Below are 23,680 nucleotides of genomic sequence, written 5' to 3'. Positions count from 1 at the left end.
CAGGGGCATGAGCCAGATCGAAGAATTACAGCGCCGTATCGTTGCCGCGATGGAGAGGATCGGAACCGGGGTCGACGCCCTGCGTGACGCGGTGCCCGCAAGTGGCGGTGATGACACTGCTTTGCACACGGCATTGGAAGACGAGCGCGTCGCCAATGCGCAGCTGGAAGAGCGGCTGAAATCCCTCAAGGAACGGCACGAAAAAGAAGTCGACGCGATGCGCGCCGACATGGATGCGCTGAAAGCAACGCCAGCCGAAGATCCTGAAAACGGCGCTTTGCGTCAGCAGCTGTCAGAGGCCACTGCCAAATTGGTGGCGGTCGAAGCGGCCAGGGCCGAGTTGGCAGAGGCTAAAGCTGCATTGGAAAACCAGGACGAACTGGTTGTTCTCAAGACAGAAAACGATGAACTTAAAGCGGTTGTGAGCAAAACGCAGTCGCTTGAAGATGAGAATAAAAAGTTGCGGTCCGAATTGGCCGACAGCGAGCGTGTTGCGGAGTTAAGCGCAGAGCTCGAGATGTTGCGTGCGGAACGTGCCAGCCACGGCGCGGCCATGTCGCGTTTGGATGATGATCTTCAACGTATGCGCAAGGCGAACGAACAACTGCGCAACTCGGTGGACGAGTTGCGGGCGGCCAGCAAGGACGGTCTGGCCGATGCCGAGCTGTTGAACCGCGCGACTGTGGCCGAGCTTGAGGCGACGAAGGCTGCACAGGCGACGGACGCTGCCGAAGCTCAAGCTGTACTAGCCCGGCTGGAACCGTTGCTGTCGCAGGCAAAGCTGGCTGAGGGAGAGGTGGAGTAATGCCCGAATTGACCATTCATATCGGTGGCCGCGGTTTTGATGTTTCGTGTCAGGACGGTGAAGAGCCATTTCTGCAATCTGCGGCGAAAATGCTGGATGATGAAGCGCAGGTTTTGTCTGATCAGATCGGTCGGATGCCCGAAGCACGCATGCTGTTGATGGCCGGGCTGATGCTGGCTGATAAGACCGCCGCGACAGATGACAAGCTCAAACGGGCAGAGGCCAAACTGGCCGAGGTTGAAGCCGAATTGCAAAGCCTGCGCAACCGGCCAGAGCCCGAGCCTGAAAGGATTGAAGTGGCGGTCGTCCCGCCTTCGGTCACGGACACACTGGCCGAACTGGCCGCACGCGCTGAGGCCTTAGCCTCGGTGGTTGAGGAGAATACGGCGAAATGAATGCGTTGAAAACGGTAGCGTTGGCCGGATTGTTCGGTCTACCAGGGGGCTTGGCCTGGGCGGACATGGATATCCTGCCGGTTAGCTTCACTTGCCAGAATGGCATTGAGTTGCAGGTTGCGTATTTCAATGCGTCCGACGGCTCCGGTGCGGCGGCGATGATGGTAGACAACCAATTGGTTGCCTTGCAGCAAGTGCCCAGCGGATCAGGTATTCGCTATGAATCCAAAGGAGAGACCGGGTCGTATATCCTTCGGTCAAAAGGGTGGGATGCGACCGTCAGCTTTCTGGCGGCCAGTGGGGCCACCAGTGAGCAGGTTGTTCTGGAGAATTGCAGCAGTCGCTGATCAGGCGTTTGCTTCGCGAATTTTGTCAGCCGCTTCTTTGTTGAATTCGACACCATTTTCGTCAAACAGCGTGTCCAATTCGCCCGACAGGGTCATCTCGGTGATGATGTCGCAACCGCCGACGAATTCACCTTTGACGTACAGCTGTGGCACGGTCGGCCAGTCAGAATAATCCTTGATGCCCTGACGAACGTCTTCGTTGGCCAGAACATTCACATCGGCATATTCAACGCCCATGTAGTTCAGCACGCCGGCCACGCGGGACGAGAAACCACATTGGGGCATCTCTTTGGTGCCTTTCATGTAGAGTACCACATCGTTGGCTTTGACGGTTTCGTCGATCTGAGTCTTAACGTCGGTCATCTTGCTTGTCCTTTTCACCCGCGTCGGGGGCGGTCGTTTCATCCTTTGACGGGTCCGGGACCCATCCTTCTTCCTCTAGTCGCCGATGCTCGGCCTGTGCCAGGGCCAGCGGATCCAGCCCGTATCTTTCAATGCCGCCGACCTTGCTGATCTTGTCCGGGTCCGGGCGCATGTCGGCCAGCTTACGCTTTCTGTTGCGCTTCACATAGGCTTCGATCAGAGCGGCGGCAACAATCAACGTTGCGATTACTGATATCCAGAACAGCCAACTACTCATTTTTTGCCATCCAGCTTTGGCGAAGGTTGTAGTCGCGGCGCCTCATTATCCTGGTAACACGCCAATATCTGGGTCCGTATTTCAGTAGCTTTGGCAGATCACAAAACAAGATCGCTACGAAGTTGGCAATATCAAAGACCAGAAAGGTCAACCTTAGCAGAATCCATCCAATCGGCTCATTCACCGTTCAGGCACTTTTGTGGTCAACGCCAGCGCATGCAACTCTCCGTCCGCGCCGTCCATCTTGCCCTTCAGGGCCGCATAGACTGCGCGTTGCTGCTGCACCCGGTTTTTCCCCCGAAAGCTCTCGTCCACGACCATTGCGGACATATGCACGCCATCACTGCCGCCAACCTGAATTTCCGCATCCGGAAAGGTTTCGCGCAGTAGGGCTTCGATTTCGTGGGCGCTCATCGGCATGTAGGTTTCTCCTGAAGGTCTTTCTCAAGATGTAGAGCGCCCAGACGGGGCGTGCAAGGGGAGGATAGAGGCCTTGAAACGACAAAACCTGCGCCGGGACAGGCGCAGGTTTCATGTTGCAAAGATTGCTTTGGTATTAGGCGACGGATTCAGCAAAGCTGGTGCGGAACGTGGTAGCCAAATCCTCTAACGCGGCCTCAGAGTTGCCAACCCGAATGCTGTCGCCAGTGAACCGTCCTACGGACACCAGAGGGACGCCTGCCTGACCAGCAGCGATCATCAGTGCTTCGGCCTGATCAAAGTTGCACGCAACCAGATAACGGGCCTGATCCTCGCCGAACAGGAACTCGGTCGTGGCTTCATCGAGGTGAACGCCGACGCCTGCGGATTCCGCCAGCTCAAAGGCTGCCAGCGCCAGACCACCGTCACCCAGATCGGTGCAGGCCTTGATCATCTCGCGGTTGGCACGGATGAATTCGCCATTGCGTTTTTCGGCATCCAAATCGACATGCGGCGCGTCGCCGTCTTCGCGGTTGAACACTTCAGAAAGCAGAGCGGACTGCCCAAGATGGCCGTTGGTTTCGCCGATCACCAGAGCAACATGGCCCTCTCGGACCTCATTGCCGATGATCTCGTCCGTGTGAGTCAGCAAGCCTACGGCGCCAATGGTCGGGGTCGGCAGGATCGCCTGACCATCGGTTTCGTTATACAACGAGACGTTGCCCGACACGATGGGCATATCCAGCGCGGCTACGGCTTCGCCGATGCCCTGGATCGCGCCGACGAACTGGCCCATGATCTCGGGCTTTTCGGGGTTGCCGAAGTTCAGGTTGTCGGTGGTCGCCAATGGGTTGGCGCCAACGGCGGTCAGGTTGCGGTAGGCCTCGGCCACAGCCTGCTTGCCGCCCTCAACGGGGTTTGCCCGTACATAGCGCGGGGTTACGTCGCTGGTGAAGGCAAGCGCCTTGTCAGTGCCGTGCACGCGGACCATGCCTGCGCCCAGACCCGGCGTGCGGGCGGTGTCGGCCATGACCATGGTGTCGTACTGCTCATAAACCCACTGTTTGCCTGCATAGTTCGGCGAAGCGAGCAAGGCGCGCAGACCGTCGATCGGGTCGATTTGCGGGACTTCGGCCAGCTCTTCGGCTTCCGGCGTGGCTTCCCATGGGCGGTCGTATTCCGGTGCCGTCGAAGAAAGCTTGGACAGGACCAGATCGGCTTTGACTTCGCCGTTGTGAAGGATCAGAAAGCGGTCTTCGGCGATGGTTTCGCCGACGATTGCGAAATCCAGGTCCCATTTTTCGAATACGGCGCGGGCTTCGGCTTCAAGCTCGGGCTTCAATACCATCAGCATGCGTTCTTGTGATTCAGACAGCATCATCTCATAGGCTGTCATATCTTCTTCGCGCTGGGGAACGTTCTCCAGATCCAGACGCACACCCAGACCGCCCTTGTCGCCCATCTCAACGGCAGAACAGGTCAGACCCGCTGCACCCATATCCTGGATCGAAATCACGGCACCGGTCTGCATCAACTCCAGCGTCGCCTCCATTAGGCGCTTTTCAGTGAACGGATCGCCGACTTGAACAGTGGGGCGCTTTTCTTCGATTGTGTCGTCAAACTCGGCCGAGGCCATGGTTGCGCCGCCAACGCCGTCACGTCCGGTTTTTGCCCCCAGATACACAACAGGCATACCGACGCCAGAGGCCGCCGAATAGAAAATCTTGTCGCTGTCGGCCAGACCGGCAGCAAAGGCGTTCACAAGGCAGTTGCCGTTGTAGGCGGGATGGAACCGAACTTCGCCACCCACGCAAGGGACACCAAAGCAGTTGCCGTAACCGCCAATGCCTTCGACCACACCGTTGACCAGCTGGCGGGTCTTGTGGTGGCCGGGCTCGCCAAATGACAGCGCGTTCATCGATGCGATGGGGCGCGCACCCATGGTGAAGACGTCGCGCAGAATGCCGCCAACACCTGTGGCCGCACCTTGATAGGGTTCGATATAAGAGGGATGGTTGTGGCTTTCCATCTTGAACACCACCGCCTGACCGTCGCCGATATCCACAACGCCGGCGTTTTCACCTGGCCCGCAGATCACCTGAGGCCCAGAGGTGGGCAGGGTGCGCAGCCATTTCTTGGACGATTTGTAGGAACAATGTTCGTTCCACATGGCCGAGAAGATGCCGAGTTCGGTAAAAGTCGGCTCGCGCCCGATGATCTCAAGGATCATATCGTATTCTTCGGGCTTAAGCCCGTGTGCGGCAATCAGATCCGGGGTGATGGCGGGCTCTTGCATCGTATGTCCTTGTCCAGGTTGGCCGGGATTGCGGGCCTTTTAGGGCAAGGTGCCGCTTGTGGAAAGGGTCAAGTCAGCGCAGGCCAATTGTGAAAGTAAAAAACGGAACCGCCAATTGGGCCGGTTCCGTCTGTTGTTTGGAACGTGCGGGTGTCACCCGCTGACGCGTCAGCGGATGATCCATTATCGTTAAGCTGGGTTCTGCGCCTTTCTGGACGCATCTGCAGCCGCAGCGCCAACTGCTGCTTTTTGTTCTTCGGTCAGGTTTTCAGCTTCATCCAGTCCCGGGATGGCGACACGAACTTCGCGACGGGCAAAGTCGATGCCATTTTCCTTAAAGGCGGCCTTGACCCGGTTGAAGATCTCCTTGCGCAGGGTGAACTGCTTACCCGGTTTGGCCATGAACTTGCCGCGGATGATCATGCCGACATCGTCAAAGTCGAACACGCCCTGAGATTTGAAGGGCTGCAGGAAGCCGTCCTTGTGAACTTCATCCTCCATCATCTCGGCACCGATCTTCTTGAAGATTTTCTTCACCTTGTTCGGATCGGTATCGAAGGGCACGGTGAATTTCAGCTTCATGATGACCCAGTCGCGGCTGAAGTTGGTGATCTTCTGAATCTCACCATAGGGGATGGTGTGAACCAGACCGCGGTGGTGGCGCAATTGCATCGAGCGGATCGAGATCTTTTCGACCGTTCCCATGGTGCCGCCGATATCAACATATTCACCAACCCGGAACGCATCGTCGATCAGGAAGAAGATTCCGCCGACAATGTCCGAAACAAGCTTTTGCGCACCAAAGCCGATGGCCAGGCCAAGAATACCGGCACCAGCAAGCAGCGGCGTGATATCCAGACCCAGCGCGCCAAGCGCGAGCAGGACAAAGATCACCGCAATCGCGACCTGAGCGGTCACACGTAGCAGGGGCAGAACCGTCGCCAGACGTGATCCACCGGAACCGCCGCCTTCGCCCGCTTCTTGATCGGCACTTTGTTCAACCGCAGTTTGCTCTTTCGCAAGCCGACGGTTGATCCAAAGCGAAACGACCTCGTTCAGGATGTAGCCAACAGCAATGATGATGAAGAACTGGATGACCTTGCTACCGGATTCATCCCCACCACCCGCGATTTCACTGAGGTCGAGATCCCATGCCCGGGCAATCATCAGGATGACAAGAATGCCGGCCAAAACCCGACCAATCCGGATATAGCTGCGTTTAGTGGACTTGTATGCGCGCTCGGCCACCGGTCCTTCGCCGAGCATCGGCGGTTGCAGATGGCGAACCAGCCCACGTATCAGCGTATCCAACGCAGGTGCGATCAGCAGCCATGCCATGGTGGTGAAATGCGCCCCCTTGACCAGCAGCGCCAAGGACGAAGGATTGCGTTGCGCTACGATAAACTCGACCAGCAGCCAGATTACCGCCGACACGCCGATTGCGAAGTAGGGGTAGTAGTGGGCGACTTCCTCATCAAATTTGGAGTGATCAGGGTCGGTACCCAACATCATCTGAGACAGGCCTTCGCGCGCGGTCCAGGCGATGACGCCGATATAGATATGGATCGCTGCGTTCAGCCAGAAACCAATGCGTGTTTCGCCGCCGGTAATGCCGTTCAGCCTGTTGAAATGAAGCAGGAACAGCGTGAAACCGACCAAAATAAGCAGACCGATCAGGTTGCGGTGTAGGTATTTCGCCCAGTGATCATCAATGTTTACCAGCCGGTAGTGTGGTTTGCTTGGTGCAAGTACGAACCGCGAGGCCGCTGCGCCCAGGCGCGGAATCCAGATCAGGTAAAAAACGAAGGGTGCCGCGTAGGTGATTTGTTCCGGAGTCAGAAGCCCACGCCCGACCGCGCGGATGACGACATAGAACACGACCAATCCTGCGATCTCGCGGCAAAAACGGCGAAACAGGTACCTGACGGCGCCCCAAAGGTCATTTTCATCCCCAACTTCAGCATGTTCGTGCCACCGGCGAGTAAGGAATTCGAACAGCTTTTCCGCGAGGAAGCCGACGACAAGTACACTGAGGATCAGGCCCAGCAGGGTAAACGCGCCGGTCGTACCAAAGGTTGCCGAAAAGTTTTTGAAAGCGTCGGCTTGCGCACTGAAGATGTTCGGGACCGTGACGATAACCTGAGTCCACGACGCCACCATTTCGGCCCAGATCTCATTGATTTCCGTGATTGGGTCTTCGCGCTCTTCCGCTTCGGCGGCGTTTTTTTCCGCAACTGCGTCCAGACGCTCCAACAAGATCGCGCGGACCTGGTCGTCGGACATTCGTGCCACCATGTCATCGACTTGTTCGGGCGTCAGATCCTCGGGGATTGTGACGGTAGCCGGTGCACTAGAGGTACTAGTGACCTGGGCAAGTGCTGGCCCAGATAATAGCGCAATGGAGAAGAACGCCATTAACAGGCGAGTGAGGTGAAACATCGAATCTGTCCTCGACCATAAGTCTTGATGATTTTTTCGTGATCATAGGCTTAAGTGCAGGATTTTCCCAGATGTTTCACCCATTTCAGATATGAATTTAGTGTTGCGGGCAAAAAAAAGGCCGAGCACTAAGCTCGGCCGTAGTCCAACAGGGAGGTGAAGATGATGAGCGTTACAGCATCACCGCCTTCGATTGCTCATTTAGGGGGCGGTTTGTGTACTATCAAGGTTTTATAGACTGATCGCAGATCATTGCCGCTATGCTACTGGCGCATAGCTACAGTTTTCCCATCTGCTTCAACTGCTTGCGCTGCGCAATGATCTCATCCTGAACAAAGTCGCGGAATGCCGCGACGCGTTTGGAATGGCGCAGTTCCTCGGGGTAGGCGAGATAAACCGGGACATCGGCGGTTTCGATATCCGACAGGATCGACTGCAGATGCGGAAAGTCATGGGTCACGTAGTCCGGCAACACACCGATGCCAAGGTTGTGCAAAACACCCTGCAAAACACCGAAATAGTTGTTCACCGTCAACAGCGAGGTCGGATTGTAGGTCATCAGGTGCCGAACCATCATCGCGCTTGCGCCGACCTGCGGGGCCGAGGGTGTCTGGCAGATCAACCTGTGTTTCGAGATGTCTTCGGGACTTTCCGGGCTGCCGCGTTCTTCCAGGTATTCCGGCGTAGCATAAAGCTGCATCTGCACGGTCATCAGGCGTTTTCGCACCAGATCGGCCTGGCTGGGCTCTTTCATGCGGATGGCTACATCAGCCTCGCGCATCGGCAGGTCCAAGACACGCTCCTCCAGCATCAGGTCGATGTTCAGATCGGGGTATTGCTCGTATAGTTTCGGCAGGCGCGGTGCTAGCCAGAGTGTGCCAAAGCCAAATGTGGTGGTAACGCGCAGAACTCCGAACACTTCTTCTTCGCTGTCGCGAATGCGGGCAGCGGCGGCGTCCAGACGTTTCGACATGGCCGAAGTTGCGTCGAACAACAACTCACCCTGTTCGGTTAGAATCAGTCCCCGGGCGTGGCGGTGAAAAAGTGTCGAATCAAGCGACTCTTCAAGCGCGCGGATCTGCCGGCTGACCGCGGATTGGGACAGATTCAGCTTGTCTCCCGCATGAGTCAGGCTGCCCGCATCCGCAACCGCGTGAAATATCCTTAACTTGTCCCAATCCATCGCCGCAACTTTCGTTATCCTTCCGAAGCCCTATATGAAATAGGTAACAAGTTCTACATTCAAACTGTTGAAACGTTACAATAACAGACTGGTAGGCCCTATACAGGTCAGCTTTTTTGACCTAAAATGCGTATGAATGAAGCACACTGATCTGACGAGGGGAGGCGTCTGATGAGTCAGCCACAAATATCGCTAAACGACCGGTTCGATCTTGAGAAAAACCCCGTTCTTTTGAACGGCACACAGGCGCTGGTGCGTCTTATGCTGATGCAGAAGGCACGGGACAATGAGGCGGGCCTGAATACTGCGGGTCTTGTGACCGGATACCGCGGCTCGCCCCTTGGGGCAGTAGATCAACAGATGATGCGAGCCCAAAAACATCTGGCTGAAAGCGATGTGACCTTTCAGTTCGGTTTGAACGAAGATCTGGCCGCCACGGCACTATGGGGCAGCCAGCAAGCCGGGTTGCGCGGGGACGGCAAGTTCGACGGCGTCTTTGGACTTTGGTACGGCAAGGGTCCGGGAGTGGACCGTTCCGGCGACGTGATGCGTCACGCGAACATGGCCGGAACCGCCAAACATGGCGGCGTTCTGATGGCAATGGGCGATGACCATACCGGCGAAAGCTCGACCGTGTTGCATCAATCCGAATGGTCTTTGGTCGACATGTACATGCCTGTGGTTAGCCCCGCTGGTGTACAGGAAATCTTGGACTATGGCATCTACGGGTTCGCACTCAGCCGGTTTGCAGGCGTCTGGGTAGGCCTGAAGACGATGAAAGACACGATCGAGGTTACTTCGGTCGTGGATGGCAGCCCGGATCGCATAAATGTGGTGGTTCCCGAATTCGACATGCCTGAAGGTGGTTTGAACATTCGGTTGGGTGATACACCGCACCTTCAGGAAGCACGGGTCATCGACTATAAGCGGTTCGCGGCCGAGACGTTCTCGCGTGCGAACAAGATGGACAAGCGTGTCTGGGGTAAGCCGGGTGCGAAAATCGGGTTTGTAGCGGCCGGCAAGAACTGGCTGGACCTGACGCACGCCATGTCACTACTGAATATCGATGAGGCCGAGGCCGAGCGCCTAGGCATTACGACTTACAAGATTGGTCAGACATTCCCGCTGGATATGGCAGGCTTCCATGACTGGGCCGAGGGTTTGGACCTGATTGTAATCGTTGAAGAAAAACGAAAGCTGATTGAGGTTCAGGTCAAAGAGGCCATCTTTGACGACCGCCGCGGGCGTCGCGTCTACGGCTGGTACAAGGGTGGGGCCGGGACCTTGCATCGGGAAGAGCTGTTCCCGACACGCGGCGCGCTGGATCCGATCATGATCGCCGAAAAGCTGGGCGATATCCTGATCGAGGAAGGGCGCGATACTGACGGGGTGCGCGCCGGGATGGCTAAGCTTTCCGAGGCGCGCCGGGCGGATAATGCAGAAGAGATTGCAACGCGTTTGCCGTACTTCTGTTCAGGCTGCCCACATAACAGTTCGACCAAACTGCCCGACGGCAGCCGGGCCTATGCAGGGATCGGCTGTCACTACATGGTGCAGTGGATGGATCGGGAAACCACCGGGTTCACCCAGATGGGCGGAGAAGGTGCAAACTGGATCGGCGAAGCGCCGTTCTCGACGACCCATCACGTGTTTCAGAACCTGGGCGACGGGACATACAACCACTCGGGCGTTCAATCGATCCGAGCGGCGCTGTCGGCAGGCACCAACATCACCTTCAAAATCCTGTTCAATGATGCCGTCGCCATGACGGGCGGGCAGGATAACGAAGGTGATCTGAGCGCAGAGCGGATCGTGGCCGAGGTCAAGGCGATGGGCGTTCAGCATGTGGCTGTGGTTTACGATGAAAAAGAAGACGTGAACTTCAGGGCGATGCCGTCAGGCGTGGAAACCTTTGAGCGCGCCGAACTGATGAACGTGCAGAAGAAATTCCGCGAAATCGAGGGTGTATCGGTCATCGTCTACGTTCAGACCTGTGCGGCAGAAAAGCGTCGTCGTCGCAAGCGGGGTACGTTCCCGGATCCAGACAAGCGCGTGTTCATCAACTCGGACATTTGCGAAGGATGCGGCGATTGCGGGGTTCAGTCGAACTGCGTCTCGATTGTTCCGAAGGAGACTGAACTGGGGCGCAAGCGCGCTATCGACCAATCCAGCTGCAACAAGGATTTCTCTTGCCTGAAAGGGTTTTGCCCGTCTTTCGTGACGTTGGAAGGGGCCAAGATTCGCAAAGAAGCTACGACCGAGATCGATTTGCCCGACTTGCCGATGCCCGTTCTGCCGACGATCAACGGTACACATAACGTGGTCATTACCGGTATTGGCGGGACCGGAGTGGTCACTCTGGGCGCTGTGATGGCGCAAGCGGCTCAGATCGACGGCAAGGGCGCCGGGATGATGGAGATGGCGGGTCTGGCCCAAAAAGGTGGCGCAGTGCACATCCACTGCCGTCTGGCCAACCGACCCGAAGATATCAGCGCCATTCGTGTGGCTACCGGCGAGGCGCATGCGCTGATCGGGGGCGACCTTGTTGTGTCCGCTGGGGCCAAAACCCTGGGTCTGACCCGCACGGGTCAAACCGGTGCCATGGTTAACAGCCATGAAACCGTCACGGGCGACTTTACCCGCGACACAAACTTTCAGATCCCCGGTGATCGACTAGAGCTTGCGCTGCAAGCACGGCTGAAAGAGGGCCTGTCGCTATTTGACGCCACTGATCTGGCGCGCGCGGTTATGGGCGACTCGATCTATTCGAACATGATGGTCCTGGGTGCCGCATGGCAACGTGGTCTATTACCGATTAGCCATGAAGCAATGCTGCAGGCGATCGAATTGAACGGGACCGCGGTTGAGCGCAACAAACGCGCCTTTGATATCGGCCGTTGGGCCGTTCTGCATCCGCAGGACGTCACCGCGATTTTGAGCCCTCAGGTGACTGAGCTGCCAAAAACTTTAGAACAGCTGATTGATTTCCGTGTGCAGCACCTGACCGACTACCAAGGCGCCCGTCTGGCAAAACGTTATCGTAAGCTTGTCGATAGCTTCGAGGATGAATCCGTCAAAGAGGCCGTCGCAAGAGGGTATCATAAGCTGTTGTCCTACAAGGACGAATACGAAGTTGCGCGTCTGTTGCTGCGTAGTCGCGAACAGGCTGCGGCCGAGTTTGACGGCGACTTCAAAATGACCCTGCACCTTGCGCCACCGATTTTGGGTGGCAAGGACGCAGAGGGTCGGCCACGCAAGCGGACATTCGGAGAGTGGATGTTGGGTCCGTTGAAGCTGCTTTCCAGGTTGAAAGGCCTGCGTGGTACTCCATTGGACATCTTTGGCTACAGCACCGAGCGAAGGATGGAGCGCGCCTTGATCCGGCAATATGAACACGATCTCAAAGAGATAACGCCCTTGGTTACACCACAAACTCACGATGCGGTTGTCGCTTTGGCCAAGCTGCCGCTTGAGATTAAGGGCTTTGGCCCGGTTCTACTTGAAAACGAGGCTAAGGCCGCAAAAAGGCGCGAAGAACTGTTGGCGACCATTCAAAATGGCGGTCCAGAAATGCAAGCGGCGGCCGAATAATCCGTCACAAGCCTGTCACGATAGCTAGGCAAAATTGTTACTTGGCACTATCTAGCAGGTGCCAAGTATCGGAGTTCGAAATGCCCTCGCGCCGCCATGTAGCTCGTGACATCTCTTATGCCTATTCTGCCGAAACCAAAGGCGGGCGTATGGTCATTAAGTTGATGGAGAACACAACGGGCCGCATGCGCCTGATCAAGCGTGCAGATGGGTATGAAAAAGAGGTGGCCGACGGGCGTGATTTCTGGTCGGTCATGGTTGAGAGGTACGGGCTTTCGCTGGACGTGGTCGGCGGATCGTCGTCGAACATCCCCCGAACCGGGCCGCTAATCCTGATTGCCAACCATCCCTATGGCATTTTGGACGGAATGATGATGGGTCACATTTTGTCCGAAACGCGCGGCGATTTTCGCATTCTGGCAAATCATGTGTTTCGCAAGGCTGAAGACTTGGACAACATTGTCTTGCCGATATCGTTTGAAGAAACGAAAGAGGCGATGAAGCAGAATATTGAAACGCGCAAAACCGCGCTGAACTATCTTGGTGATGGCGGTGCCATTGGGATATTCCCGGGTGGAACGGTCAGCACTGGCTTAAAACCGTTCTCTCAACCGATGGATCCGGGCTGGCGCGGGTTTACCGCAAGAATGGTGGCTAAATCCAACGCGACTGTCGTGCCGGTTTTCTTTGACGGACACACCTCGCGCCTGTTCCAGATTGCCAGCCATCTGCACAACACTTTGCGTATGGGATTGCTAATCAAAGAGTTCAAGAAACGCGTCGATACGCCGGTTAAAGTGGTCATCGGAGAGCCGATTTCCCGCGACGTTTTGGACCCGTTATCCACTGACAAACGCAAGATGATGGATTTCTTGCGCAAAGCCACGTATGAGCTGTCCCCGAAGCCGCTGAAGTCTTATGACTATGGCTATGAATTTGAGGAACGGCATCGCGCCTGAAGGGGCAAATGGCAGTAGGCATCTTTGATTCCGGGTTGGGCGGCTTGACCGTCCTGAACGCCGCGCAGAAACGTCTGCCGGACGTGGATTTTCTGTATTTCGCGGACAGCGAACACGCGCCCTACGGCGTGCGGGACGCTGAAAATATTTACGACCTGACACGCAGGGCGGTAAACGATCTGTGGAACCGGGGCTGTGACCTGGTGATTCTGGCCTGCAATACTGCTAGTGCTGCGGCGTTACGCCGGATGCAGGAAGAGGGGGTGCCCGAAGGCAAGCGCGTGCTTGGCGTGTTTGTTCCGCTGATCGAAGCGCTGACGGAACGGCAATGGGGCGATAACAGCCCGCCGCGGGAAGTCGCCGTCAAACACGTGGCCCTGTTCGCAACGCCCGCCACAGTGTCCAGTCGGGCCTTTCAGCGGGAATTGGCATTTCGAGCCATCGGTGTAGATGTCGAGGCGCAGGCCTGTGGAGGCGTCGTAGACGCGATTGAAGACGGCGACATGATCCTGGCAGAAGCGCTGGTTCGGTCCCATGTGGACGCGCTAAGGCGCAAGATGCCGGAACCGCAAGCCGCGATTCTAGGCTGTACCCACTACCCGTTGATGGCTGAGACCTTCCAAAAGGCGCTGGGGTCGGATGTACAGGTGTACAGTCAGGGTGATTTGGTGGCCGAAAGCCTTGCGGATTACCTGCAACGACACCCAAAAATGCAAGGTAACGGCGACGGTGGATTTTTAACCACCGGCAAGCCCGCGTTTGTCAGCGACAGGGCGACGCAATTCCTCCGACGACAAATCACCTTCGAGGCTGCCTGACTTAGGTCAAGGACGCAGCCTGTTTGATTCCGTAGTTCAACGACCGTCACACCGGCGATCGTATCCTGTGACACACTGAAACAAGAGGTCTCACATGACCCATAGAATCGCAATTTTGGGCGCATCTGGTTATACCGGCGCTGAACTGGTGCGGCTGATCGCCGAGCACCCGAATATGGACATCGTCGCGCTGGCAGCCGAGCGTAAGGCTGGTCAGTCGATGGCGCAGGTCTTTCCGCATCTGCGGCACATGGACTTGCCGGATCTGTGCAAAATCTCCGAGATCGACTTTTCGCAAGTCGACCTGTGTTTTTGCGCGCTGCCGCATAAAACCAGCCAAGAGGTCATTCGGGACTTGCCCAAGACCCTGAAGATCGTCGATCTGTCTGCGGATTTCAGGCTGCGCGACCCCGAAGAGTACGAGAAGTGGTACGGAAACCCGCATGTGGCAATGGAGCAGCAGGAAGAGGCTGTCTATGGCCTGACCGAGTTCTATCGGGATGAGATCCGCAATGCGCGCCTTGTGGCCGGAACCGGTTGCAATGCGGCGACTGGTCAGTACGTGCTGCGCCCGCTGATTTCGGCCGGCGTCATTGATCTGGACGATATCGTGTTGGATCTGAAATGCGCTGTGTCCGGGGCAGGGCGGTCGCTGAAGGAAAACCTGCTGCATGCAGAGCTTAGCGAAGGTTACAACGCCTATGCGGTTGGTGGCACGCATCGACATCTGGGTGAGTTTGATCAGGAATTCTCGGCTCTGGCCGGGCGGACCGTTCATGTGCAATTCACACCACACCTGATCCCGGCCAACCGGGGTATTCTGGCAACGACTTATGTCAAGGGTGATCCGAGCAGCGTATATGAGGCGCTGGCAAAGGCTTACGTAGACGAACCCTTTATCCAGATGCTGCCCTTTGGCGAGGCACCCTCGACCCACCATGTGCGGGGATCGAACTTCTGCCATATCGGTGTGGCGGCAGATCGGATAGAACGCCGGGCCATTGTGATTGGCGCGTTGGATAACCTGACAAAAGGTAGCAGTGGGCAAGCCTTGCAGAACGCTAACCTGATGTTAGGTGAGGATGAAACCCGGGGCCTTATGATGGCCCCCTTGTTCCCGTGAGGACGGTATGAAAACGCTCAAGAAACGTCGTCGAATTCAGGTTATTGTGCTGGCAGCTGTCGCTTTGGCGCTGTCGACGGCGTTGATTGGGTATGCCATGCGGGACGGCATCAATTTCTTCCGTTCACCCAGCCAGGTGATCGCCGAGCCCCCCAAGCCGACCGAAGTATTTCGGATTGGCGGGCTGGTCGAAGAAGGCTCGATCGTGCGGGGGCAGGGCAAGACGGTACGCTTCGTCGTGACCGATGGTGGCGATAGTGTTCCCGTAGCCTTTACCGGCGTTCTGCCGGACCTGTTCACAGAAAATCAGGGAATGATCGGTACCGGATCTTACGTAAACGGCGTTTTCGAAGCCACTGAAATTCTTGCCAAACACGATGAAACCTACATGCCGAAAGAGGTCGTAGATGCCTTGAAGGAACAGGGTGTCTATAAGGAGGTCGACGGAGGCTGATCCAGGACCGAATTCTAGTTTGAAAACAAGGGCGTTGCGTGCACATGACACTCTGCTCCCTTTTTAATTGCCACGTGTTAACGAATTTGCCCGAGCCTTTGCGCAATCACAGGCGGAGGGTGCGATGCAGACAGTTCGGCAAATTGCGACTGAGATCGTGGGGCGAGAGGGTGGGTTCGTAGATGATCCGGATGATCCGGGCGGCGCAACAAACTATGGTGTGACGGTTCATGCCATGCGGCGTCTGGGTCTGGATTTGTCCGGTGATGGAGTGGTGGACCGAACGGATGTGCGAAGGCTCAGCAAAGCACAGGCCACCGACATTTTCGTCCGGTATTATTTTGAGCTTCCGCGCCTGAGGCTGTTGCCCAAGGTGGTTCAACCCTCGGTGTTTGACATGTACGTCAATGCTGGTGCGCAGGCAGTCCGGATTCTGCAGCGATTGTTGCGCGAAATGGGATTCGACGTAGTCGTTGACGGTGTTGTCGGGCCACAGACAGCTCGGGCATGCCAAAGCGCGGCCAAGTCTGACCCGGTTACGTTCGCAGATGCCTATGGGGTCGCGCGTCGCAACTATTACTTCCGTCTCGCGGATCGAAGGCCCGCGTCCCGAAAATACGCGCGTAGCAGGGCGGGCGGTAAAGGGGGCTGGATCCGGCGGGCGGAAGAGTTTGTTTCACCGCCCTACCACCTAACGGATGCAGAGTTTCAAAAGAGGGTTTCACGATGGGATTGATCTCGGGTATTTTGGGTTTTCAGTTTGGAAACGAGCGCAACATCATACGTGAAACCGTCGAAGTCTTTCGGGAAAATGCCGAAAGCGGCGCCGAGAGGGGTTTGCAGGTTCGACAGCAAGCCGTCAGTCAGTTCGGGGCGGAATTCCATGGCGCTGGAAAAGCTCCGTTTGATCGGGTTATCGACGGTCTTAACCGCCTGCCGAGGCCCGCGATGGCACTGGGAACGCTTGGTCTTTTCGTGGCGGCCATGGTCGATCCGATCTGGTTTTCGGCGCGTAAGCAGGGGAGCGCCTTGGTACCCGAGCCGTTGTGGTGGTTGCTGGGGGTGATTGTGTCCATTTATTTCGGCGCGCGGCATCAGGCCAAGGTGCAAGAATTGCAATGCGAAATTTCCGCCACAATGATGCGCACTCCGCAGGTACTTGGGAACATAAAGGCGCTGGCGTCGATGCGTAGCGACAGCGTGGGTGTGGCCAATGCCGACCCGGACGCGGCACTGACAGCAGACACAATAAAATCCGACGAAAACCCAGCGTTAGAGACATGGCGGCGTAAAAGGACCGGCTGACCCGCGACACTATGTTCGCGGCAAGAGGGCGAAAGTGATTGGTGCTTGTCACGCAACAGGATTATATCCGGGGCATGATTACAGAACTTGGCCATTTCGCCCTGATCCTCGCCTTCCTCGTCGCAATCGTGCAGTCGATCGTTCCCTTGATCGGCGCAGCCAAACGCTGGGTCGGCTGGATGGGGGTCGCGGAACCCGCCGCAATCCTCCAGTTCTTGCTGGTTTCTTTCTCGTTCGGAGCCTTGGTCTGGGCGTTCGTGACTTCGGACTTTTCCCTGCGTGTGGTCGTCGAGAACAGCCATTCGGCCAAGCCGATGCTGTACAAGATCAGCGGGACATGGGGAAACCACGAGGGCTCAATGCTGTTGTGGGTTCTTATCGTGTCATTGTTCGGAGCGATGGCTGCGTTTTTCGGAGGTGGCCTGCCGCCAACGTTGAAGGCGCGCGTTCTTTCGGTTCAATCGATGATTGCGGTGGCGTTTTTTGCGTTCATCCTGTTTACCTCGAACCCCTTTGATCGGCTGATCGTTGCCCCGTTTGACGGTCGCGACCTGAACCCGTTGTTGCAGGATCCCGGTTTGGCTTTCCATCCGCCGTTCCTTTATCTGGGTTATGTGGGGCTTAGCATGGCATTCAGTTTTGCTGTGGCGGCCCTGATTGAAGGGCGCGTTGATGCCGCATGGGGCCGCTGGGTGCGTCCGTGGACCTTGGCCGCGTGGATATTCCTGACCATTGGCATCGCTCTGGGATCATGGTGGGCCTATTACGAGCTGGGTTGGGGTGGTTTCTGGTTCTGGGACCCGGTGGAAAACGCCTCGTTCATGCCATGGCTTTTGGCCGCTGCCCTGTTGCATTCCGCCATCGTAGTTGAAAAACGCGAAGCGTTGAAAAGCTGGACCATCCTGTTGGCCATCATCGCATTTGGCTTTTCGCTGATCGGGACATTCATCGTGCGGTCGGGCTTGCTGACTTCTGTGCATGCCTTTGCAAATGACCCGGAACGCGGCGTCTTTATCCTGATCATTCTGGTGCTCTTCATCGGTGGCGCATTGACCCTGTTCGCGGCCCGCGCACAAGCGATGGAGGCAAAGGGTGTGTTCAGCGTGGTCAGCCGCGAAAGCGCGTTGATTCTAAATAACATCCTGCTGGCGGTCAGCTGTTTCGTGGTATTCTTCGGAACGATGTGGCCGATGGTGGCCGAGATGGCGTTTGACCGTAAGCTCTCGGTCGGGGCGCCATTCTTCAACGCGGCCTTCACGCCCTTCATGGTGGCCTTGGGAATTGCTTTGCCGATAGGGTCCATGTTGCCATGGAAACGGGGCAAATTGGGCAAGACGGCCTATTCCCTGCGCTATGTGTTCATCTTGTCGGTCGCGTTGGCCCTGTTGGTCTGGGTTATGCAGACCGGGCGCAGCGCCCTTGGGCCAATCGGACTGTTTCTTGGGGCCTGGATCACTTTAGGTGCGGCTGTGGACTTGTGGAGCCGCACCGGTCGCAAGGGCAGTATCCAACGTCTGTTCCGCTTACCTGGCGCGGACTGGGGTAAAGCTGTGGCTCATACCGGGCTTGGCGTGACCATCTTTGCCATTGCCGGTCTGACCGCGTGGGAGGTTGAAGATATCCGCGTTGCGCAGCCCGGTCAGCCGTTTGAAGTTGGGCAGTTCACACTGACGCTTGAAAATGTCCGCGACGTGCAAGGGCCGAACTATTTTTCAACCACTGCGGATGTTCAGGTTGAAAAGAGCGGTCGGTCTATGGGCACGCTACATCCCGAGAAACGCAATTACCCCGTTGCCCGGATGCCTACTACCGAGGCGGCGATCGACTATCGCTTTTGGGGCGACCTCTATGTCGTGATAGGGGACCAGCAAGCCGATGGTGGTTGGGTCATGCGGACTTACATCAAACCTCTGGCCAACTGGATCTGGGGCGGATGTATCCTGATGGCATTAGGCGGGCTTCTGAGCTTGACTGACCGCAGGTTCCGGGTGGCAGCGGGTGCGCGCAAAGCACCCTCGGGCGGAGTACCGGCGGAATGAAGCGTCTGATCCTGATTTTCGCCCTGATCGCATCGCCCTTGTTTGCGGTGCAGCCAGACGAGGTACTGGAGGACCCGGTCCTGGAGCAACGCGCGCGTGACCTGAGCACCGGCCTGCGGTGCCTTGTCTGCCGCAACGAAAGCATCGACGAAAGCAATGCCGAACTTGCTCGCGACCTGCGCCTGCTGCTGCGCGAACGGCTGGTCGCGGGCGATACGGATGAGGAAGCGGTCGATTTTATCGTGGATCGTTACGGTGAATACGTTCTGTTAAAGCCTACGGTTACGGGGGCGAACCTGATGCTTTGGCTGGCCGGTCCGATCATGCTGTTGATCGCCGCCGTGATAGGCTGGAGTTTTTTACGCAACCGATCTCAGGCGGTGGGCACTGAAGTCAAGGACGGCCTCAGCGAAGCTGAGAAAGAACGACTGCGCCAGATTCTTGACGACTGACCCACCGTATTTCTTTCCCTTCGTCTTGAATTGAGTCAGGGTTCCCAAATGCCGTGAGCATGGGGAGAGGACTACATGGACTATGAGGCTATACTGCTGGAAATCACTGACAATCTGGCAGTGGTAACCCTGAACCGGCCCGACAAGATGAACGCGCTGACCGCACAGATGCGGGCCGAGGTCACCCATGCGATGACGCATGCGGCCCGGCATGCGCGGGCAATCGTGCTGACAGGGGCAGGGGGCGCATTCTGCTCGGGTCAGGACCTGGGCGATTCTTCCAGCACTGGCCGGATTGATCTGGAACGCACACTGCGCGACGAATACGATCCCATGCTGGAATCCATCTACAACTGTCCGGTCCCAACTATCGCAGCCGTCAACGGACCAGCTGCCGGGGCCGGGGCGAACATTGCGCTCAGCGCAGATGTGGTGATTGCGACTGAAAGTGCGTATTTCCTGCAGGCGTTTTCCCGTATCGGCTTGATGCCAGATGCGGGCGGAACATGGTTCCTGCCACGCCAGATGGGGTTCGCCAAGGCCATGGGCGCTGCGCTGTTTGCCGACAAGGTCAGTGCCAGACAGGCGGACGAATGGGGAATGATCTGGGAAGCGGTGGCTGACGACGATTTCGACGCGCATTGGCGCAAGCGAGCTGCCTATCTGGCAAACGGACCGACCACCGCGTTTGGCGCGATCAAACAGGCAATCCGCGGAACTTACGACAACACTCTGCCGCAGCAACTGGAGATGGAGGCGCATTTGCAGGGCGACTGTGGCCGTTCGCGCGACTTTGCCGAAGGGGTAGTGGCCTTCATGGAAAAACGCCCCCCGAAATTCGAGGGGCGCTGAAAGATTTAAGCGCGGCGGCGGCGGCGATTGCGCCGTTCAGGCACTGCCGCATCGTCTCCGGTACCGTCCGAAGCTGATGAGAACGGGCCTAAAGCATCCGTGATCTGATCCAGCGTCGGGCGCGTGCCGCGGCTGGTTGTATCCAGTGCCTCGCGCATTTTGCGCAGGTGATCTGGCATGGTGCCACAGCACCCGCCGATGATCGTGGCGCCCGCATCCCGTGCCATCGCGGCGTACTGCCCCATCAATTCAGGCGTGCCGTCATAGTGGATATGGCCATCGACATATTTCGGGATACCCGCGTTGCCTTTGGAAATCACCGGACGTTCGGTTCCCTGAGCCGCAAATCCAAGAACCGTGCGCAGGATGTCCGACGCGCCCGTGCCGCAGTTGGCACCGAATGCAATCGGCGGATTGGGCAGGGTTTCGACCAATTGAGCCAGATCTGCGGAGGTTACGCCCATCATGGTGCGTCCGGCAGTATCAAAGCTCATGGTGCCACACCAGGGCATGTCGGCCAGCGCAAAAGCTTCCGCCGCTGCTTTGAATTCCTCTGGTGCGCTGATGGTTTCGACCCATAGAACGTCCGCGCCACCTTCTTTCAGCGCTTCGGCTTGCTCGTGAAACATCTCAACAGCGCCGGCATGGGACAGGCTGCCAATAGGTTCCATGATCTCACCGGTCGGACCAACCGAGCCTGCGACAACAACGGTGCGCCCGGATTTGTCCGCCACTTCACGGCCCAGTTCGGCACCGATCCGATTCAACTCACCAACCCGGTTCTGGGCGTCGTGCAATTTCAGGCGCGCGGATGTGCCGCCGAAGGTGTTGGTCAGAAACAGGTCGCTGCCTGCGTCAACAGAGCCTTGGTACAAAGCGCGGATTTTGTCCGGAGCTTCGACATTCCACAGCTCGGGCGCGTCACCTGATTGCAGGCCCATATTGAACAAGTTCGTGCCCGTGGCACCATCGGCCAGCAAAGCATCATTTGTTTCCAGAAGTTTATTGAGCGCATTTGTCATGGGGGTATTCCCAAATAGCCGAATAGGGCCGTTAAAAATAGAGACGCCCCGTGTCTCATGACCGGGGCATCAAATCAAATTCATAAAACTCATGAAGATCATGAGCCGAGTGTTTTTTATTCGGTTTCGCTCAGGACCTGCGCTTTGGCTTCAGGCAATAGCTCGGCCATTTTTGCGCGGATTTCCTCATCGGACGACAGCGCGCCCAAATCACCGGAAACCTTGCGCACAACATCCTCGTGCCCGGCCTCTTCGAAATCGGCGATTACTACGGTTTTGGCATAGGCTTCGGCGTCCTCGCCGGACTTGCCCATCTTTTCTGCGGCCCAGAGGCCCAACAATCTGTTGCAGCGCGCCTGTGCTTTGAACTGCATTTCTTCGTCATGAGCGAATTTTGCTTCAAAAGCGTTTTCGCGTTCGTCAAAAGTGGTCATTGTTTGCGGGCCTCATAGCTTACATCTTCTTAATTGATGATATGACTATAGCTGAGCGCCTGTGCAAGGGAATTGCGCTGCGTCAAAGCCTCTCGGTCCGCTGAACTTGCGGGAAAGGGGGGCTTGGACTATGAGGGCGCCAACGCGAAGGGACTCATTCCCTCGCCCCGGACTGGAAAGGTCGCTCATGGCGCGTCGCAAAAAGATCTACGAAGGTAAGGCCAAAATTCTGTATGAAGGCCCAGAGCCTGGCACCATTGTGCAGTACTTCAAGGATGATGCCACCGCGTTCAATGCGGAAAAGAAAGATGTCATCGACGGTAAGGGCGTGCTGAACAACCGTCTGAGCGAGTTCTTCATGAACGGCCTCAACCAGATTGGTGTTCCGACCCATTTCATTCGTCGCCTGAACATGCGTGAGCAATTGGTGCGCAATTGCGAGATTGTTCCACTTGAAATTATCGTTCGCAACTATGCCGCGGGAACAATGTCGAAACGTTTGGGCATTGCCGAAGGTACGCAACTGCCGCGACCGATTGTCGAATATTGCTATAAAGACGACGCGTTGGGTGACCCGCTGGTTACTGAGGAACACATCGCTGCCTTTGGCTGGGCCAGCCAACAGGACATGGACGATATCCTGAGCCTCGCGCTGCGCGTCAATGACTTTATGAGCGGCATGATGCTGGCTGTCGGCATTCGTCTGGTCGATTTCAAGATCGAGATTGGCCGTGTTTATGATGGGGATTTCCAGCGTTTGATCGTGGCCGATGAAATCAGCCCCGACAGTTGCCGTCTGTGGGATATCGAAACCGGTCAAAAACTGGACAAAGACGTATTCCGCCGCGATCTGGGCAGTCTGACGGATGCCTATTCCGAAGTCGCACGCCGGCTGGGCGTTTTGCCGAAAAGTAACGTCGCTAAGCCTACGTTGATCAACTGATCACACCGGCGAACCGCATATTGTTAAAAGCATCGCTTTACCCAAAGCGGTGCTTTTTTCTTTGTATCTGGCGGTTTGACAGGGTTACCGGTTGTCCGGCATTGTCGGGCAAATTCGAAAACGAGGGTGGCGCTATACATGGCCGAATTGTTTGATCAGGCAGTTTTTCTAAAATTCCTTGCAGCCCTTCTGGCTATTTTCAACCCGCTCTACGGAATCCCGATTTTTCTTAGCATGACAAAAGGATATTCGGCCCCCGAACGTCGGCGGGTAGCGTTTATCGTGACAGGGACGGTGATTATAGTCGGTCTGATAGCGGTTGTGATCGGAGAAGAGATCCTGGCTGTGTTCGGGATCGACATACCGTCGTTCCGTATTGCCGGGGGGCTAATCATCTTCGGAATTGGTATGTCGATGCTGAACGCTTCGGACAGGTCACAAGGGGATCAGCAAGCCGTTGAGGAGGGGCATAAGAAAAAAGACAACATCGCCGTTGTACCACTTGCTATTCCGTTGACTATCGGGCCTGGCACTATTGCGATAACAATCGTTTACTCTCATACGCTTAGCGATGGTGCCGAAGTAGTAACCCTTGGAACGGCAATCGTGATCGCCTGTTTGATCGTTGGCCTTGGCTTGTTGTTCGCCGATCCGATCTCGCGCCTATTGGGTATGACGATGATTAATGTCATCACCCGGGTCATGGCTCTCATACTGGTGGCGGTCGCAATCGAGATGGTTTTGACAGGCACGTTCAATGCAATCGACGCGCACTATCCCGGTTTGAATTCCGGTGGTGGCGGGTAGCGGGTGTAAGTGCGGTCATCTGCCCACCTCAAGAAGGGTTGTCGAACGCCTTCCAGCGCGTTATCCCCCGCGCAACGGAACGGGCCGACAACATCGGTCCTCAGCTGGAGTTGCGAGAATGAAAGCACGTGTGCATGTGATGCTCAAGAACGGGGTCCTCGACCCTCAGGGTGAGGCGGTGCGTCACGCATTGGGTGCCATGGGCTTTGATCAGGTCGAAGGTGTGCGGCAGGGCAAGGTGATCGACCTTGAGCTGGCCGAAGGCGCGACCGAGGCGGACATCACCGAGATGTGCGAAAAGCTGTTGGCCAACACGGTCATCGAGCGCTACGAAATCGAACTGGTCTGAACCTTAT

Annotated in this window: 24 protein-coding genes; 16 read left to right on the top strand and 8 right to left on the bottom strand. The window is 56.7% G+C overall.

All coding sequences use genetic code 11. The features are described from left to right. Window positions 1-7: 7 nt before the first annotated feature. From DK510_RS07700 to DK510_RS07690, 3 genes are read left to right on the top strand one after another with little or no spacing between them, the layout of a single operon-like run. Complete coding sequence (locus tag DK510_RS07700; RefSeq protein WP_109311585.1) at window positions 8-805, top strand: hypothetical protein; 798 nt, start codon at window positions 8-10, stop codon at window positions 803-805. Then, window positions 805-1,200, top strand: a complete 396-nt coding sequence (locus tag DK510_RS07695) for a cell division protein ZapA (RefSeq protein WP_058277846.1) — start codon at window positions 805-807, stop codon at window positions 1,198-1,200. The genes DK510_RS07700 and DK510_RS07695 overlap by 1 nt, the downstream gene beginning before the upstream one ends. Beyond that, the gene (locus DK510_RS07690) at window positions 1,197-1,547 is read left to right on the top strand and encodes an MliC family protein (RefSeq protein WP_109311584.1); all 351 of its coding nucleotides are present in this window, start codon (window positions 1,197-1,199) and stop codon (window positions 1,545-1,547) included. The genes DK510_RS07695 and DK510_RS07690 overlap by 4 nt, the downstream gene beginning before the upstream one ends. Here DK510_RS07690 and grxD read toward each other — a convergent pair whose 3' ends face one another. From grxD to DK510_RS07655, 6 genes are all read right to left on the bottom strand, one after another. Further along, window positions 1,548-1,910: a Grx4 family monothiol glutaredoxin gene (gene grxD, locus DK510_RS07685; protein WP_058277848.1), complete on the bottom strand. Its 363-nt coding sequence runs from the start codon at window positions 1,908-1,910 to the stop codon at window positions 1,548-1,550. It abuts the gene before it with no gap. After that, a complete protein-coding gene (locus DK510_RS07680) occupies window positions 1,897-2,187 on the bottom strand; it encodes a hypothetical protein (protein WP_058271526.1) in 291 nt (96 codons plus the stop codon). The genes grxD and DK510_RS07680 overlap by 14 nt, the downstream gene beginning before the upstream one ends. A gap of 180 nt (window positions 2,188-2,367) precedes the next feature. Continuing rightward, window positions 2,368-2,607, bottom strand: a complete 240-nt coding sequence (locus tag DK510_RS07670; RefSeq protein WP_058271527.1) for a BolA family protein — start codon at window positions 2,605-2,607, stop codon at window positions 2,368-2,370. 136 nt (window positions 2,608-2,743) lie between these two features. Continuing rightward, complete coding sequence (gene purL, locus DK510_RS07665; protein WP_109311582.1) at window positions 2,744-4,903, bottom strand: phosphoribosylformylglycinamidine synthase subunit PurL; 2,160 nt, start codon at window positions 4,901-4,903, stop codon at window positions 2,744-2,746. A gap of 189 nt (window positions 4,904-5,092) precedes the next feature. Then, complete coding sequence (locus DK510_RS07660) at window positions 5,093-7,342, bottom strand: mechanosensitive ion channel family protein (protein ID WP_109311581.1); 2,250 nt, start codon at window positions 7,340-7,342, stop codon at window positions 5,093-5,095. A gap of 277 nt (window positions 7,343-7,619) precedes the next feature. After that, entirely contained in the window at window positions 7,620-8,525 is a 906-nt protein-coding gene (locus DK510_RS07655; RefSeq protein WP_058271530.1) for a LysR family transcriptional regulator, read from the bottom strand. Window positions 8,526-8,696: 171 nt separating this feature from the next. On the opposite strand from DK510_RS07655, the gene DK510_RS07650 reads away from it, so the two are divergent. The 10 genes from DK510_RS07650 to DK510_RS07605 all read left to right on the top strand — a co-directional run bounded on the left by DK510_RS07650 (window position 8,697) and on the right by DK510_RS07605 (window position 20,118). Next, a complete protein-coding gene (locus DK510_RS07650; RefSeq protein ID WP_109311580.1) occupies window positions 8,697-12,116 on the top strand; it encodes an indolepyruvate ferredoxin oxidoreductase family protein in 3,420 nt (1,139 codons plus the stop codon). A gap of 80 nt (window positions 12,117-12,196) precedes the next feature. After that, on the top strand, window positions 12,197-13,075 hold the full coding sequence (locus tag DK510_RS07645) for a lysophospholipid acyltransferase family protein (protein ID WP_109311579.1): 879 nt from the start codon (window positions 12,197-12,199) through the stop codon (window positions 13,073-13,075). A gap of 8 nt (window positions 13,076-13,083) precedes the next feature. Continuing rightward, the gene (murI, locus tag DK510_RS07640) at window positions 13,084-13,893 is read left to right on the top strand and encodes a glutamate racemase (RefSeq protein ID WP_109311578.1); all 810 of its coding nucleotides are present in this window, start codon (window positions 13,084-13,086) and stop codon (window positions 13,891-13,893) included. A gap of 94 nt (window positions 13,894-13,987) precedes the next feature. Beyond that, window positions 13,988-15,016 carry an N-acetyl-gamma-glutamyl-phosphate reductase gene (argC, locus tag DK510_RS07635; protein WP_109311577.1) on the top strand — a complete coding sequence of 343 codons (1,029 nt, stop codon included), beginning with the start codon at window positions 13,988-13,990 and terminating at the stop codon, window positions 15,014-15,016. Between the two features lie 7 nt (window positions 15,017-15,023). After that, complete coding sequence (gene ccmE / locus DK510_RS07630) at window positions 15,024-15,470, top strand: cytochrome c maturation protein CcmE (protein WP_108858699.1); 447 nt, start codon at window positions 15,024-15,026, stop codon at window positions 15,468-15,470. Between the two features lie 124 nt (window positions 15,471-15,594). After that, window positions 15,595-16,206 carry a holin-associated N-acetylmuramidase gene (locus tag DK510_RS07625; RefSeq protein WP_109311576.1) on the top strand — a complete coding sequence of 204 codons (612 nt, stop codon included), beginning with the start codon at window positions 15,595-15,597 and terminating at the stop codon, window positions 16,204-16,206. Beyond that, on the top strand, window positions 16,197-16,775 hold the full coding sequence (locus DK510_RS07620) for a holin family protein (RefSeq protein WP_109311575.1): 579 nt from the start codon (window positions 16,197-16,199) through the stop codon (window positions 16,773-16,775). Before DK510_RS07625 ends, DK510_RS07620 begins: the two co-directional genes overlap by 10 nt. Before the next feature lie 74 nt (window positions 16,776-16,849). Then, window positions 16,850-18,814: a heme lyase CcmF/NrfE family subunit gene (locus DK510_RS07615; RefSeq protein ID WP_109311670.1), complete on the top strand. Its 1,965-nt coding sequence runs from the start codon at window positions 16,850-16,852 to the stop codon at window positions 18,812-18,814. After that, on the top strand, window positions 18,811-19,266 hold the full coding sequence (locus DK510_RS07610) for a cytochrome c-type biogenesis protein (RefSeq protein WP_058271538.1): 456 nt from the start codon (window positions 18,811-18,813) through the stop codon (window positions 19,264-19,266). The genes DK510_RS07615 and DK510_RS07610 overlap by 4 nt, the downstream gene beginning before the upstream one ends. Window positions 19,267-19,341: 75 nt before the next feature. After that, on the top strand, window positions 19,342-20,118 hold the full coding sequence (locus tag DK510_RS07605) for an enoyl-CoA hydratase-related protein (RefSeq protein WP_109311574.1): 777 nt from the start codon (window positions 19,342-19,344) through the stop codon (window positions 20,116-20,118). A gap of 5 nt (window positions 20,119-20,123) precedes the next feature. Here the strand turns inward: DK510_RS07605 and bmt are convergent, their stop codons facing one another. After that, entirely contained in the window at window positions 20,124-21,140 is a 1,017-nt protein-coding gene (gene bmt / locus DK510_RS07600; protein ID WP_058271540.1) for a betaine--homocysteine S-methyltransferase, read from the bottom strand. A gap of 116 nt (window positions 21,141-21,256) precedes the next feature. After that, complete coding sequence (locus DK510_RS07595; protein ID WP_108858693.1) at window positions 21,257-21,574, bottom strand: DUF1476 domain-containing protein; 318 nt, start codon at window positions 21,572-21,574, stop codon at window positions 21,257-21,259. Between the two features lie 187 nt (window positions 21,575-21,761). Here DK510_RS07595 and purC point away from each other — a divergent pair, with 187 nt between their 5' ends. The 3 genes from purC (at window position 21,762) to purS (ending at window position 23,673) form a co-directional block, all read left to right on the top strand. Next, on the top strand, window positions 21,762-22,517 hold the full coding sequence (purC, locus tag DK510_RS07590) for a phosphoribosylaminoimidazolesuccinocarboxamide synthase (RefSeq protein WP_108858692.1): 756 nt from the start codon (window positions 21,762-21,764) through the stop codon (window positions 22,515-22,517). A 138-nt stretch (window positions 22,518-22,655) separates the two neighbouring features. Next, on the top strand, window positions 22,656-23,324 hold the full coding sequence (locus tag DK510_RS07585) for a MarC family protein (protein WP_109311573.1): 669 nt from the start codon (window positions 22,656-22,658) through the stop codon (window positions 23,322-23,324). Between the two features lie 118 nt (window positions 23,325-23,442). After that, on the top strand, window positions 23,443-23,673 hold the full coding sequence (purS, locus tag DK510_RS07580; protein ID WP_109311572.1) for a phosphoribosylformylglycinamidine synthase subunit PurS: 231 nt from the start codon (window positions 23,443-23,445) through the stop codon (window positions 23,671-23,673). Window positions 23,674-23,680: the final 7 nt, after the last annotated feature.

The sequence above is a fragment of the Ruegeria sp. AU67 genome (assembly GCF_900312795.1).
GTDB lineage: Bacteria > Pseudomonadota > Alphaproteobacteria > Rhodobacterales > Rhodobacteraceae > Ruegeria > Ruegeria atlantica.
The sequence above is the reverse complement of the archived record's forward strand: the minus strand, read 5'-3'. Positions and strand labels throughout refer to the sequence as shown.

Excerpts from the sequence above, each read along its gene's own strand:
- argC (WP_109311577.1), top strand. The coding sequence starts at position 13,988 with ATGACCCATAGAATCGCAATTTTGGGCGCATCTGGTTATACCGGCGCT.
- DK510_RS07655 (WP_058271530.1), bottom strand. The coding sequence starts at position 8,525 with ATGGATTGGGACAAGTTAAGGATATTTCACGCGGTTGCGGATGCGGGC.
- purC (WP_108858692.1), top strand. The coding sequence starts at position 21,762 with ATGGCGCGTCGCAAAAAGATCTACGAAGGTAAGGCCAAAATTCTGTAT.
- DK510_RS07615 (WP_109311670.1), top strand. The coding sequence starts at position 16,850 with ATGATTACAGAACTTGGCCATTTCGCCCTGATCCTCGCCTTCCTCGTC.
- DK510_RS07620 (WP_109311575.1), top strand. The coding sequence starts at position 16,197 with ATGGGATTGATCTCGGGTATTTTGGGTTTTCAGTTTGGAAACGAGCGC.
- DK510_RS07690 (WP_109311584.1), top strand. The coding sequence starts at position 1,197 with ATGAATGCGTTGAAAACGGTAGCGTTGGCCGGATTGTTCGGTCTACCA.
- DK510_RS07610 (WP_058271538.1), top strand. The coding sequence starts at position 18,811 with ATGAAGCGTCTGATCCTGATTTTCGCCCTGATCGCATCGCCCTTGTTT.
- DK510_RS07645 (WP_109311579.1), top strand. The coding sequence starts at position 12,197 with ATGCCCTCGCGCCGCCATGTAGCTCGTGACATCTCTTATGCCTATTCT.
- DK510_RS07680 (WP_058271526.1), bottom strand. The coding sequence starts at position 2,187 with ATGAGTAGTTGGCTGTTCTGGATATCAGTAATCGCAACGTTGATTGTT.
- DK510_RS07695 (WP_058277846.1), top strand. The coding sequence starts at position 805 with ATGCCCGAATTGACCATTCATATCGGTGGCCGCGGTTTTGATGTTTCG.
- purL (WP_109311582.1), bottom strand. The coding sequence starts at position 4,903 with ATGCAAGAGCCCGCCATCACCCCGGATCTGATTGCCGCACACGGGCTT.
- DK510_RS07595 (WP_108858693.1), bottom strand. The coding sequence starts at position 21,574 with ATGACCACTTTTGACGAACGCGAAAACGCTTTTGAAGCAAAATTCGCT.
- DK510_RS07625 (WP_109311576.1), top strand. The coding sequence starts at position 15,595 with ATGCAGACAGTTCGGCAAATTGCGACTGAGATCGTGGGGCGAGAGGGT.
- purS (WP_109311572.1), top strand. The coding sequence starts at position 23,443 with ATGAAAGCACGTGTGCATGTGATGCTCAAGAACGGGGTCCTCGACCCT.
- bmt (WP_058271540.1), bottom strand. The coding sequence starts at position 21,140 with ATGACAAATGCGCTCAATAAACTTCTGGAAACAAATGATGCTTTGCTG.
- ccmE (WP_108858699.1), top strand. The coding sequence starts at position 15,024 with ATGAAAACGCTCAAGAAACGTCGTCGAATTCAGGTTATTGTGCTGGCA.
- DK510_RS07660 (WP_109311581.1), bottom strand. The coding sequence starts at position 7,342 with ATGTTTCACCTCACTCGCCTGTTAATGGCGTTCTTCTCCATTGCGCTA.
- DK510_RS07605 (WP_109311574.1), top strand. The coding sequence starts at position 19,342 with ATGGACTATGAGGCTATACTGCTGGAAATCACTGACAATCTGGCAGTG.
- DK510_RS07700 (WP_109311585.1), top strand. The coding sequence starts at position 8 with ATGAGCCAGATCGAAGAATTACAGCGCCGTATCGTTGCCGCGATGGAG.
- grxD (WP_058277848.1), bottom strand. The coding sequence starts at position 1,910 with ATGACCGACGTTAAGACTCAGATCGACGAAACCGTCAAAGCCAACGAT.
- DK510_RS07585 (WP_109311573.1), top strand. The coding sequence starts at position 22,656 with ATGGCCGAATTGTTTGATCAGGCAGTTTTTCTAAAATTCCTTGCAGCC.
- DK510_RS07650 (WP_109311580.1), top strand. The coding sequence starts at position 8,697 with ATGAGTCAGCCACAAATATCGCTAAACGACCGGTTCGATCTTGAGAAA.
- murI (WP_109311578.1), top strand. The coding sequence starts at position 13,084 with ATGGCAGTAGGCATCTTTGATTCCGGGTTGGGCGGCTTGACCGTCCTG.
- DK510_RS07670 (WP_058271527.1), bottom strand. The coding sequence starts at position 2,607 with ATGCCGATGAGCGCCCACGAAATCGAAGCCCTACTGCGCGAAACCTTT.